General features: G+C 68.2%; 14 protein-coding genes. 11 read left to right on the plus strand and 3 right to left on the minus strand.

Annotated elements, in window-relative coordinates:
* Positions 1 to 132 precede the first annotated feature (132 nt).
* Entirely contained in the window at positions 133 to 2,046 is a 1,914-nt protein-coding gene (locus ACN8HC_RS17530) for an N-acetylmuramoyl-L-alanine amidase (RefSeq protein ID WP_490076134.1), read from the minus strand.
* Between the two features lie 96 nt (positions 2,047 to 2,142).
* Positions 2,143 to 3,018, minus strand: a complete 876-nt coding sequence (locus ACN8HC_RS17535; protein ID WP_490076135.1) for an LLM class flavin-dependent oxidoreductase — start codon at positions 3,016 to 3,018, stop codon at positions 2,143 to 2,145.
* Between the two features lie 163 nt (positions 3,019 to 3,181).
* Here ACN8HC_RS17535 and rpmE point away from each other — a divergent pair, with 163 nt between their 5' ends.
* The 3 genes from rpmE (at position 3,182) to prmC (ending at position 5,442) form a co-directional block, all read left to right on the plus strand.
* Positions 3,182 to 3,397, plus strand: a complete 216-nt coding sequence (gene rpmE, locus ACN8HC_RS17540) for a 50S ribosomal protein L31 (RefSeq protein ID WP_490076136.1) — start codon at positions 3,182 to 3,184, stop codon at positions 3,395 to 3,397.
* Between the two features lie 90 nt (positions 3,398 to 3,487).
* Positions 3,488 to 4,585, plus strand: coding sequence for a peptide chain release factor 1 (gene prfA / locus ACN8HC_RS17545; protein WP_490076137.1), 1,098 nt, complete (start codon positions 3,488 to 3,490; stop codon positions 4,583 to 4,585).
* Positions 4,582 to 5,442, plus strand: a complete 861-nt coding sequence (gene prmC, locus ACN8HC_RS17550) for a peptide chain release factor N(5)-glutamine methyltransferase (protein WP_490076138.1) — start codon at positions 4,582 to 4,584, stop codon at positions 5,440 to 5,442. The genes prfA and prmC overlap by 4 nt, the downstream gene beginning before the upstream one ends.
* Before the next feature lie 70 nt (positions 5,443 to 5,512).
* On the opposite strand, the gene ACN8HC_RS17555 is transcribed toward prmC, so the two are convergent.
* Entirely contained in the window at positions 5,513 to 6,073 is a 561-nt protein-coding gene (locus tag ACN8HC_RS17555) for a pentapeptide repeat-containing protein (protein WP_490076139.1), read from the minus strand.
* A 69-nt stretch (positions 6,074 to 6,142) separates the two neighbouring features.
* On the opposite strand from ACN8HC_RS17555, the gene ACN8HC_RS17560 reads away from it, so the two are divergent.
* The 8 genes from ACN8HC_RS17560 (at position 6,143) to atpE (ending at position 12,019) form a co-directional block, all read left to right on the plus strand.
* On the plus strand, positions 6,143 to 6,505 hold the full coding sequence (locus ACN8HC_RS17560; RefSeq protein ID WP_490076140.1) for a VOC family protein: 363 nt from the start codon (positions 6,143 to 6,145) through the stop codon (positions 6,503 to 6,505).
* A gap of 81 nt (positions 6,506 to 6,586) precedes the next feature.
* A complete protein-coding gene (locus ACN8HC_RS17565; RefSeq protein WP_490076141.1) occupies positions 6,587 to 7,372 on the plus strand; it encodes an L-threonylcarbamoyladenylate synthase in 786 nt (261 codons plus the stop codon).
* A gap of 10 nt (positions 7,373 to 7,382) precedes the next feature.
* Complete coding sequence (gene glyA, locus ACN8HC_RS17570; protein WP_490076142.1) at positions 7,383 to 8,660, plus strand: serine hydroxymethyltransferase; 1,278 nt, start codon at positions 7,383 to 7,385, stop codon at positions 8,658 to 8,660.
* A gap of 129 nt (positions 8,661 to 8,789) precedes the next feature.
* On the plus strand, positions 8,790 to 9,875 hold the full coding sequence (locus tag ACN8HC_RS17575) for an MraY family glycosyltransferase (protein ID WP_490076143.1): 1,086 nt from the start codon (positions 8,790 to 8,792) through the stop codon (positions 9,873 to 9,875).
* Positions 9,876 to 10,026: 151 nt separating this feature from the next.
* Complete coding sequence (locus ACN8HC_RS17580) at positions 10,027 to 10,485, plus strand: hypothetical protein (protein ID WP_490076144.1); 459 nt, start codon at positions 10,027 to 10,029, stop codon at positions 10,483 to 10,485.
* Positions 10,482 to 10,784, plus strand: coding sequence for a hypothetical protein (locus tag ACN8HC_RS17585; protein ID WP_490076145.1), 303 nt, complete (start codon positions 10,482 to 10,484; stop codon positions 10,782 to 10,784). Before ACN8HC_RS17580 ends, ACN8HC_RS17585 begins: the two co-directional genes overlap by 4 nt.
* Positions 10,785 to 10,897: 113 nt before the next feature.
* Complete coding sequence (gene atpB / locus ACN8HC_RS17590; RefSeq protein WP_490076146.1) at positions 10,898 to 11,692, plus strand: F0F1 ATP synthase subunit A; 795 nt, start codon at positions 10,898 to 10,900, stop codon at positions 11,690 to 11,692.
* A gap of 117 nt (positions 11,693 to 11,809) precedes the next feature.
* On the plus strand, positions 11,810 to 12,019 hold the full coding sequence (atpE, locus tag ACN8HC_RS17595; protein ID WP_440282678.1) for an ATP synthase F0 subunit C: 210 nt from the start codon (positions 11,810 to 11,812) through the stop codon (positions 12,017 to 12,019).
* Positions 12,020 to 12,027: the final 8 nt, after the last annotated feature.

The raw sequence follows: 12,027 nt of genomic DNA on the forward strand, positions 1-12,027 counted from the left end.
GAACGCGTTCCAGACGCCGCGTTCGGCATACCCGGGAGCGCGCATGCCGACCTTGGGCACCGAGTGACGCGCGAAACGGCGGCTGACGTCCCAGCAGAGACGTCAGCCGCCGTTTCGGCCGTCAACCGTTGATCAGCTCAGCGTCACGTCGTCCGCCATGACATACATGACCCGGTGGCCGAAGTAGACCAGGTAGTACTTCGTCTTGCCGACGATGTCGATGTGATCGTTCGGCGTGTTGATGTCGTAGTACCAAGCCTTGTAGTAGTCGGTCGGGACGTCGGTGTCCGCGATGACGTACTCCTGGCCGGCGCTCCAGACATAGCTGAACGGCGAAATGGCCTGCACGAACGACGGGTCGGGGTAGGCCGAGGCCTCCGGGTAGGCGCGGCCGTAGACCTGGATGTCGGTGCTCGCGGTCGCCTTGACGCCGTGTTTCAGCAGCCGCGCGGTGGGCGACGTGCGCGGGTTGTGGAACCACGCCTTCTGGCCGAGATACCAGATCGCCGTCCAGTCGCCGTCGACGTCCGCGACGACGTAATCCTCACCGGCGGCCGCCCGCGCACCGACGTCGGCCGGGCCGGTGCCGGACGGCGCGCCATTCGGGTGCAGCCCGATGTCCTTGACCAGCGGAGCACCTTCGTCCGGCTGCTGGTGCAGGGTGACGAAGTTGGTCGCCGGCTGCGGGCCGTCGACCACGCAGATCGGCGGGTTGTTGCTGTCGCAGCCGGTGACGACCTGCTCGTTGCCCTCGAAGCCCGGCAGGATGCGGATCATGTCGCCCGCGGAGAACCGGCTGACTCCGCGGGTGCCGCGGTGCAGCGGCGCGCCGAGCAGCTCGAAGTAGTGCTCCCAGTCCCAGAAGGGACCCGGGTCCCAGTGCATCGACGGGATGCCACCGGTCGTGGTGGCCGGCACCTGGTCGTGCCCGATGATGTGTGCGCGGTCGAGCGGGATCTTGTACTCCTTGGCCAGATAGGAGATCAACCGCGCCGACTTGCGGTACATCGCCTCCGTGAACCAGGTCGGCCCGGCGGTCGCGTAGCCCTCGTGCTCGACACCGATCGAGTGACTGTTGACGTACCAGTTGCCGGCGTGCCAGCCGACGTCCTTGGCCTCCAGGTGCTGCGCGATCAGGCCGTCGCTGGAGCGCACCGTGTAGTTCCAGGCCAGATAGGTCGGGTCCTGCACCAGCTTGAGCGCCTCGTCGTAGGAGCACTCGGTGTCGTGGATGACGATCGTGTTGAGCGCGTGGGAGGCGGGCCGGTTGGCGAGGTCGTGGTTGCCGTAGTCACCCGGGTCGGGACCGGTCTGCTCGTACGGCGCCGGCACCCAGTCGACCGCCAGGCCCTTCGGCGCGTCGATCGGGTATGGCGCAGGCTTCGCGTCCTTGGCCGCTGTCTCGGCCCGCCGCGTGAGCACCGCACGCTGGGCGGTGACACTGCCCACCTTGGTGGCCGTGAGATTGAGCCGGACCCCCGACGCCGTGCGGCTGACGCCCGAGCGGAGGTCGCTCATCACGTCGTCGGCGAAGCCGCGCTGGGCTGCGGCCGCCGTGAACCCGCTGGTCGACGCGACGGCGACATACCAGGTCGCGGGGTCGGTGTGCGCGCCGACCGCGTGCCCGGCTGCCCGCTGTGCGGCGGCCAGCACGGCCGCGGCGCCCATGATGTTGGCCGCAGTGTCCGTGCGCAGCCGATCCTTGGACAGGCCGGTGAGCTCGGCCGCCCGGCCGAGCGTGTCCACGACGTGCGGCGCCTTGCCGCCGTACGCCGCATCGCGTTGCGCCTGCGCGGCCGCACCGTCGACCAGGTGCATCGGGCCGTAGCCGAGGCTGGTGCTGGGCCGGCCGTCGTGGTCTTCCCACCGGGTCTGTCCGTAGGACACGGCGGCCAGGACCGATGCAGGCACGCCGTATTTGGTCGATGCCGCCGTGAACTGGTCGTGATCCTCCACGGCCAACGCCGGGGCAGCGGTGGCAGCGGCCGCTACGGGCACTGCGAGTGCCGCAACCAGGAAGTTGCGGCGGGAGAGCGATTGAGTCATTGAGTACTCCGTGACTTCCGGGGGCGATCGGCCCAGAGGAGAGCTGACTCTTTCACCTTGCCACTCTCGGCTATGTAAATGGTTTCCGGAGAAGAGCTAATTTCGGGGTGGTCCGGCCGCGATGCGCCGGCGCAACTCGTCGACCGTTGCCGCGGTCTCCGGGAGGTCCCACCACGACTCGATCCACCAGGTCGCGCCGGCCGCCGCCCAGTCGGCCGGACTGCCCTCGATCTCGACGAATCCGTGGTAGGAATCGCCCTCCACGACGAAGTCGAACGGCTCGCCGCCGAGCTCGCTCGCCGCGCGGAAGTCACTGATCCGCCGGACGATGTCCCGGAACGCCTCGAGCGTGATCCCGGACTGGCCTTCGGCGGCGCGGGCGACGGCCGGAAAGATCCCGTCATACCGCGCGGCACGCGCCAGCGAGGGCTGACGCTCCTGTCCACGGACCAGCGCCCCGACCAGCCAGATCGGTGGATGCGGCCGCTGCACCGGCGGGGGCGGCGTCAGCTCGGGGGCCGGCCGGGCGCTGAAATGCCTGCCGGCATAGGAGAACGGTTGCCCGGCCAGCAGTCCGGTCAGTATGTCGAGCCCCTCGTCCAGCTTCTGCGCGCGGACCTTGCGGCCCTCGTCCGGCTCGAACGCCAGCCAGTTGTCATTGGGTGCGCCGAGGCCGGCGCCGAGGATGAGGCGTCCACCGGAGAGCCGGTCGACGCTGCCGACCCGCGCCGCGAGATCCCACGGCCGGTAGCGCGGCACCGGGGTGATCAGCGTCCCGAGCCGGATGCGCTGGGTCGACACGGCGGCCGCAGCCAGCGTCGCCCACGCGTCGTGCCGGAAGACCGCCTCCCAGGTGAAGACGGCATCCCAGCCGTGCTCCTCCCCGAGCCGGGCGAGCTCGACGAACTCCGGCTCGGTCGTGAAGGGAACGACATACGCGAACTTCATCTCCGGCACGCTAACGGCGCCCACCGACACCGCCTTGATCGAGCTTGCGGACTCCGGAATAACGCGAGAACGGTTCTCGTTTGGACGTATGGTCTGCCAGCTGGCAGAATCTTCGGTTGGTCCACCGGTTCACGTTGCGCATGAGGGCGCCAGCGACCCGGCGGGCGTGAGATCGCTAGGAGAATCCATGAAGAAGGACATTCACCCGTCCTACGGTGAGACCGTCGTCACCTGCACCTGCGGCGCGACCTTCACCACCCGCAGCACCGCCCCGTCCGGTTCCATCACCGCCGACGTGTGCTCGCAGTGCCACCCCTTCTACACCGGCAAGCAGAAGATTCTGGACACCGGTGGTCGTGTCGCTCGCTTCCAGGAGCGCTACGGCAAGAAGGCGGCCAAGTAGCTTCCTCGCACCGCCGGTCCCATCCTCGTCACGAGGCTTGGGGCCGGCGTTTGCTTTGCCCTCACCTCCGCACTCCCGGAAGAAGTCCCGATGATCGAGTCCGCAGCAGCCGTCGCCGACGAATACGCCGAGCTGGAAAGGCAACTGGCCGATCCAGCCGTGCACGGTGACCCCAAGACGTTGCGCCGGCTCAACAAGAGGTATGCCGCCCTCGCGCCGACGGTCGCGGCATACCGCGCCTGGACCGCCGCCCGCGACGACCTCGCCGCGGCCCGCGAACTTGCCGGCGAGGACGCCTCGTTCGCCGAGGAGATCCCCGCGCTCGAGGCGGCCGTCGAGGAGACCGAGAGCAAGCTGCGCGCGCTGCTGCTGCCGCGCGACGAGGACGACGACCGGGACGTCATTCTCGAGGTCAAGGCGGGTGCTGGCGGCGCCGAATCGGCTTTGTTCGCAGCAGATATGGTGCGCATGTATCTCCGGTATGCCGAGCAGTCCGGCTGGCGCGCCGAGATCACCGACGGCACCGAGTCCGACCTGGGCGGCTACACCGACGTACGGCTCGCAATCCGGGCAAAGGGTCAACCGGAGCCAGGCACGGCACCGTGGGCGAAGCTGAAGTACGAGGGTGGCGTGCACCGGGTGCAGCGCGTCCCGGTCACCGAGAGCCAGGGCCGCATCCACACCTCCGCCGTCGGTGTGCTCGTCATGCCCGACCTCGACGAGGGTGACGACGAGGAGATCGAGTTCGGGCCGGGCGACCTGAAGATCGACGTCTACCGCTCGTCCGGCCCGGGCGGCCAGTCGGTCAACACCACCGACTCCGCGGTCCGGATCACCCACCTGCCGTCGGGACTGGTCGTCTCGTGCCAGAACGAGAAGTCGCAGCTGCAGAACAAGGAGGCGGCGTTGCGGGTGCTCAAGGCTCGCCTGCGGCAGCTGGCGCAGGAGGAGCGGGACGCCGAGGCGTCCGCCGCGCGCCGCTCGCAGGTGCGCACGGTCGACCGCAGTGAGCGGATCCGCACCTACAACTTCCCGGAGAACCGGATCGCCGACCACCGCACCGGCTACAAGGCCTACAACCTCGACGCCGTGCTGGACGGTGACCTCGAGGCCGTCGTGCAGTCGGCCATCGCCACCGATGAGGCAGCGAAAATGGCTGCGCTGGCTGACAGTTCGACCAACGCATGACAGCTGTCCGCGCGCTGCTCGCCGCGGCGACCGAACGGCTGACGGCAGTGGGTGTGCCGAGCGCGGCGTCCGATGCACGGCTGTTGCTGGCCCATGCGTGGGACGAGTCGGTGGGGGAGGTGCAGCGCCGGCAGGTGCTGCGCGAGGAGCCACCGGCCACCGTCGAGAAGCGCTTCGCGGAGCTCGTCGAGCAGCGCGCCACCCGGGTGCCGCTCCAGCACCTCACCGGAACGGCGCCCTTCCGCGGCCTCGAACTTCATGTCGGCCCAGGTGTTTTCGTGCCGCGTCCGGAAACCGAACTGCTCGTCGAGCTGGTGCTGGCCGAGCTCGCCGGGCGCGACGAGGCGTCGATCGTCGACCTCTGCGCCGGCTCCGGCGCGATCGCCCTGGCCATCAAGCACGAGGCGCCCTTCGCGTCCGTCGCGGCGGTCGAACTCGACCCCATGGCGCACGCCTGGGCGACCCGCAACGCCCAGCTGATCGGCCTGGACGTCGAGGTCGAGCTGGCCGCGGCGCAGGATGCGCTGCCCGGGCGGGAGGCCTCGCTGGACGTCGTCGTGAGCAACCCGCCGTACATCCCGGTCGGCATGGTGCCGGTCGACCCCGAGGTGCGTGACCACGACCCTGAGATCGCGCTGTACGGCGGCAGCGACGACGGCCTTCGCATCCCGCTCGAGGTGGCGGCGCGCGCCATACAACTGCTCCGCCCGGGTGGTCTGCTCGTGATGGAACACGCTGACAGTCAAGGCGATTCGCTCCCGGCAGCACTGGCGCGGCAGGGCTGGCTCGACGTGGCCGATCACCGGGATCTCGCCGACCGGCCGCGCGCCGTGACTGCTCGCAAACCCCACGACTGAGCCGCTCGCACGGCGACTCCACCGAACGGACTCGTCGGGTCGCGGGAGTGCGGGGCCACCACTGAGGCACTCACTCCATGACGATCACGCCGGCCAGCTCGACGACGATCTGTCGGGCCTGCTGTCCCGTGATGATCGCGCCTTTCATCGCGCGCAGGCGGTCCAGGTCGCACGGCCCGAGCGCCGCGCCGCGCAGATCGGCCCCGTCCAGCTGGGCGCCGGTGAGGTCGGTGTTGATCAGCTCGCACCTGTCGAGCACCGACGAGCGGAGGTCGGCGCTGCGCAGGACGGCTTCGCTGAAGCGGCACCCGGTGAGGTCGGTGTGCGAGAGCACCGCTCCGATCAGGTTGGCGGCGAAGAGGTTGCAGCGCTGCAGGACGAAGCCGAAGCCGCGGGTCCGGGGCATCGACGCACCCATCAGCCGGCAGCCGGTGAAGGTGGCGCCGCCCAGCGAGGCACCGTCGAGCCGGATCTCGTCGAGCAGGCAGTCGGTGAACGTCACCTCGGTCAGGTCGGCATCCCGCAGATCCGCGGCGCGCAGGTCGCACCGGACGAGGGTCAACGGCTCCTCTGCCGACGCCAGCACCGCACGGAACGACGGCCCGTCATACTCCTCGTCGATCAGTTCCATGGGTGCCGAGTCTGGCAGCCGCCACGTCACCGGAGAGGTATGTCGGTGCGCGTGGGTAGCGTCACGTCCATGGCTATCGCACGCACTCCCACCCTGGTGATCGACTGTCCCGACCCGGCGCAGCTGGCCAGGTTCTACGGCACGCTGCTCGGCTTCGAGATCAAGGTCGACGACGACGGCGACTGGGCCGAGATCCACACCGAGTCCTGGCCGCCGATCGGCTTCCAGCGGGTCGCCGACTACCGGGCACCACAGTGGCCCGGTCAGGAGCACCCACAACAGATGCACCTCGACGTCGTCGTCGACGACATCGACGCGGCCGAGGGGCCGACGATCGAGCTCGGCGCGACGAAGTGTGCGGAGCAGCCGGGCACGTCGTTCCGCGTCTTCCTCGACCCGGCCGGGCACCCGTTCTGTCTCTGCAAGAGCTGAGCGCCGCTGGTCGCGGGCCCCGACACCGGCCACGCGGACGGCGCGCGATCGGCACAGCGGCCGTCTGACAGACTTGGCGGCGTGAGTCCAGTCTTCGATTGCAATCTCCCGCAGTCACGCGACGAAGGCATCAATACGGCAGCCGAGGCGATCTTCCGCGGCGAATGCGTCGTCATGCCGACCGACACGGTCTACGGCATCGCGGCCGACGCGTTCAACCCGACGGCGGTCGCGCAGTTGCTCGAGGCCAAGGGCCGCGGACGCGACATGCCCCCGCCGGTGCTCATTCCTGCCCGGCAGACGGTCGACGGCCTGGCGATGTCCGTCCCGTCATACGCCGGCCGGCTGATGGATGCCTTCTGGCCCGGTGGGCTGACCCTCGTCTTCCGGGCACAGCAGTCGCTGGCCTGGGACCTGGGCGACACCAACGGCACCGTCGGCCTGCGGATGCCGGACGACGAGATCGCGCTCGCCCTCCTCGAACGCACGGGCCCGCTCGCGGTCAGCTCGGCCAACCGCACCGGCAAGCCGTCCGCGACCACGGTCACCGAGGCGGGCTTCATGCTCGGGCACTTCGTGGAGGTCTACCTGGACGGCGGCGAGCGGGGCGCCGACACCTCCTCGACGATCCTGGACTGCACCAAGGCCGACCCGGTCGTGCTGCGTGAAGGCACGATCGACAACGAGGCGTTGCAGAAGGTGCTCGGCGATGTCGAGCTGATCACCGGACGGGCGATCAACTCCGCCGTCGACGACGAGCCGGTCGACCCGATCGACCCGATCGATCCGGTCGACCCGATCGACCTCACCAAGCCCACCGACGAGGCGTCCGCGACTGCCACCGACCACCACCCCGACGACGAATAAGGTGACCGCCATGACCACTCCCTTCTATGGCCCGGACTTCGACGCGCTGCAGCAGTTCGACCCGGACATCGCGGGTGTCCTGCTCTCCGAGCTCGACCGCATCCGCCGCGGCCTGCAGCTCATCGCCAGCGAGAACATGTCGAGCCCGCAGGTGATCACCGCCCTCGGCTCGACGCTCACCAACAAATACGCCGAGGGTTACCCGGGGCGCCGCTACTACGGCGGGTGCGCCGAGGTGGACAAGGCGGAGAACCTCGCGATCGAGCGGTGCAAGGCCCTGTTCGGTGCCGACCACGCCAACGTCCAGCCGCACTCCGGTGCCAGCGCCAACCAGGCGGTCTACGGCGCCTTCGCCCAGCCCGGCGACACCATCCTGGCGATGGCGCTGCCGATGGGCGGCCACCTCACGCACGGCGCCAAGGTCAGCTTCTCCGGCAAGTGGTTCAACGCCGTTCACTACGGCGTCGACAAGGAGACCGAGGACATCGATTACGCCGAGGTCGAGCGCCTCGCGAAGGAACACAAGCCGAAGATCATCGTGGCCGGCGGCTCGGCGATCCCGCGGTTGATCGACTTCGAGTTCTTCCGCCGGGTCGCCGACGAGGTCGGCGCGATCTTCTGGGTGGACGCCGCACACTTCATCGGCCTGGTCGCCGGCAAGGCCATCCCCAGCCCGGTGCCGTATGCCGACGTCGTCTCGTTCACCACGCACAAGGTGCTGCGCGGCCCGCGCGCGGGCGCCATCGTGTGCAAGGAAGAGCACGCCAAGGCGATCGACAAGGCGGTCTTCCCGATGATGCAGGGCGGTCCGCAGATGCACTCGATCGCCGCCAAGGCGGTCAACTTCAAGGAGTGCGCGACGCCGGAGTATGCCGACTACGCCAAGCAGGTCATCGCCAACGCGCAACAGCTGGCCACCTCGCTCGGTGAGCACGGCATCCGGCCGACGACCGGCGGCACCGACACCCACCTGTCGCTGCACGACCTGCAGGGCATCGGCGTCACCGGTGCCGACGCGGAGAAGCGCGCCGACGCCGCCGGCATCGTGCTCAACAAGAACGCCATCCCGTTCGACCCGGCCAAGCCGAACATCGCCTCCGGCATTCGCGTCGGTTCGCCGTGCGTCACCACCCAAGGCATGGGCATCGAGGAGATGAAGCTGATCGCCGACCTGATCAACACCGCGATCACCAAGGGGGACGGCGATCCGGAGCACGCCGTCGCCAAGGACGTGCGCGCCCAGGTTTCCGAGCTGGTCGAGCGCTTCCCGGCGTACCCTCGGCCGTAGCCCGGCCGGCTGGATCTCGATACGCGCTCGCCCAGCGACGCGCGCTACTCGACCAGCCAGTTCGGGCCCGGATACGCGCGGCTCGCGCTACTCGACCAGCCAGTTTCGACTGAAGGACCTCGCCGCACCGTGCGTGAATATGTGCTCATCGCGATCGTCGCGGCGGCGATCACCTTCATCACCACACCCGCGATCCGCTGGGCGGCGGTGCGCTGGAACGCCGTGACCCCGGTGCGTGGCCGCGATGTGCATACCGTGCCGATCCCGCGGCTCGGCGGTGTCGCGCTGCTCGTGGGGTTCGCCGCCGCCATACTCGTCGCTCGCCAGTTGCCCTATCTGGGCAGCAGGATCGACTACGCCAGCCTGCTGTGGGTGCTGGCGGCGGCGGCGATCGTGACGGCACTCGGCGCGATCGACGACCTGCGGGAGCTGGATCCGCTGACCAAGGTCGCCGGGACGATCATCGCCGCGCTGGTCATGTCGGTGCTCGGGGGAGTGCAGTTGCTGTTCCTGCCGATCCTCGGCACTCAGACGATCCTGCCGCAGCAGGTGCTCTTCGCGCTGACCGTTCTGGTCGTCATCGCCACCACCCAGGCGGTGAACTTCGCCGACGGTCTGGACGGCCTGGCGGCGGGCACGACCGCGATCGCCGCCCTGGCGTTCTTCATCTGGAGCTACTCGACCCGGCAGGACTTCGGCAACGACGTCTTCACGCTCGCCACGTTCATCTCGGCGGCGATCGTCGGGTGCTGTGTGGGGTTCCTGCCGCACAACTTCCACCCGGCGAAGCTCTTCATGGGCGACGCCGGATCGTTGCTACTCGGACTCCTGCTGTCGGCCGCGCTGATCAGCTTCACCGGCAACTTCGACCCGTCCGCAGCCCAGGGCCGGACCTCGACGGTCGCCATCCTGCTGCCGATCGCCCTGCCGGTGCTGGTGCTGGCGCTGCCGGTGCTCGACATCGTCCTGGCGTTCGTGCGGCGCGGCGGGAAGTTCTGGCATCCCGACAAGAAGCACCTGCACCACCGGCTGATGCGGATGGGGCACCCGCACCGGCGCGCGGTGCTGTTGCTCTATCTCTGGTCGGCCTCGGTGTCCGGGGGAGTGCTGTTGTTCAATTTCCTCAGCACCCAGCTGGCCAGCATCCTGCTGGTCGTCGGGATCGTGGTGTGTCTGCTGCTCACGCTCGGGCTGCCCCGCTTGGGACGGCGCTGACGTCGAACCGTCGCGAGCTCGCCGATTTCCCTCTCCCAGGAGCTTGTGATAACTTTCACAAGCAGGACAGGAGGGACGCAGAGCCCTCGAATGCCAACGGTGAACCGCCTTCGGCGGCTCCCTCGAACCAGGCGGATTGGCAGTGAGCCCAATGACGGACTCCCGACCGGAAGTGGCCCCGGACCCCCCGGCCGTTCCGTTCGCGACGATGCTGCGAGCCGGCATCGTGGTCAACGCTATTTGTCTGCCCGTGCTGGCGATCGTCTTCTGGTTCGCGAACGGTCCGGCGGCCGGCGGCAGCGCCGTCATCGGCGTCCTCGTCGCCTTGATCTTCTTCGCCGGCGGCCTCGGCATCCTGCAGCGCGTCCCGAACGACAACACCATGTTGCTGTTGGTGAGCGCACTGGCGGTCTACCTTGGACAGGTCATCTTCCTCGGCATCATCATCCTGGCTCTCTCCGAGCAGGACTGGATCGATGGCTGGGCGTTCGGGCTCTCCGTCCTCGTGACGGCACTCGCCTGGCAAGTGGCTCAGGTCACGGCCTACGTGCGTGCGCCGAAGGCGGTCTACTCGGAGCTGTCCGGCGCGCCCGAGGGGAGTGCCCGATGAGTGGAGGTCGTATGGCGCCGCAGCACGGCACCCCTGAGGAGCCCCGGCAGCCCAAGCGCGACGGGCTCGTCGCCAACTTCCTGGCCAGCTCGTCGGACTGGAAGACCGAGCGTCCCGGCATGACCGAGTCCGTCGGGGTGAGTGCCCTGAGTTACCTGCTCAGCGGACCGGTACTATTTGCCCTGATCGGCTACGGATTGGACCGCTTGCTGCACGTCGGCTTCCTGGTCCCGGTCGGCCTCCTCGCGGGGATGGCCTTGTCGATCTACCTGATCTGGTTTCGGTACGGTGCGCAGTGACAGCCCGGTTTCAGCTGTCGCCGTGCACCGGCGCTGAGCGACATACCTCGCCCAGGAAACACAGCATCAGACCAGAGTTCCCGACCAACCTGAAAGAAGACTGAGGAGCGCCTGTGAGCTTCAGCCCACTTGCTGCGGTGAAGACGGACACGTTCGAGCCGCCGAACCCGCAGGAGTTCTACCAGCGGTTCTTCGGCCACGGTGACTGGTCGTTCACCCGCCCGATGGTGCTCTTCCTCATCGTCGGCGTCGTCGTGTGCGGCTACCTGGTGATGACCACCCGCAAGGCGGCCATCGTGCCGAGCAAGGGTCAGTGGATCACCGAGCAGATCTACGCGCCGATCCGTAACGGCATCGCCCAGGACATCATCGGGACCAAGGAATTCCTCAAGTACGTGCCGTTGCTCTTCGCGGTGTTCTGCACCCTGCTGCTGAGCAACCTGATGAGCGTCATCCCCTTCTTTCAGTTCCCCCCGACCGGCCGGGTCGCCTTCCCGATCGCGCTGACGCTCTTCGTCTACGTGATCTATCAGGCGATCGCGTTCAAGCGGAAGGGTGTCGTCGGCTACCTCAAGAGCTTGATCCCGCCCGGCTTGCCGCTGTGGATCCGCCCGATGATCCTGGTGCTGGAGATCATCACCTACTTCGTCACCCGCCCCGTCACGCTCGCCCTGCGACTCTTCGGCAACATGTTCGCCGGCCACATGCTGCTGCTGCTGTTCATCACCGGCGGTGAGTTCATGCTGCTGCACCAGAACGGCTTCCAGTACAAGATCTTCGGCATCGGGTCGTTCCTGATGGCGGTGCTGATGACCTTGTTCGAGATCCTGATCGAGTTCCTGCAGGCCTACATCTTCACTCTGCTGGCGGCGACCTACATCGCCGACTCGATCGCCACGGAGCACTGAGCGCCACCGGCGCAGGTGATCCGGTACGGACCTACAACCGAATACGCACGACCACACACTTCTGGCCGGTCCCACCGGCCGGAGCAATGAAAGACAAACTCAGAAAGAGAGACCATCGTGTCAGGCAACATTGCGATTCTCGGCTACGGCCTCTCCGCCATCGGCCCCGGTGTCGGTATCGGTCTGATCTTCGCCGCCTACATCAACGGCGTTGCTCGCCAGCCCGAGGCCCGCGGCATGCTGCAGTCGATCGCCATCCTCGGCTTCGCCCTCGCTGAGGCGCTCGCCATCTTCGGTCTGGTCCTCGCGTTCGTCTTCAAGTCCTGACGCGACGC

This window comes from Flexivirga sp. YIM B11880 (genome assembly GCF_058148645.1).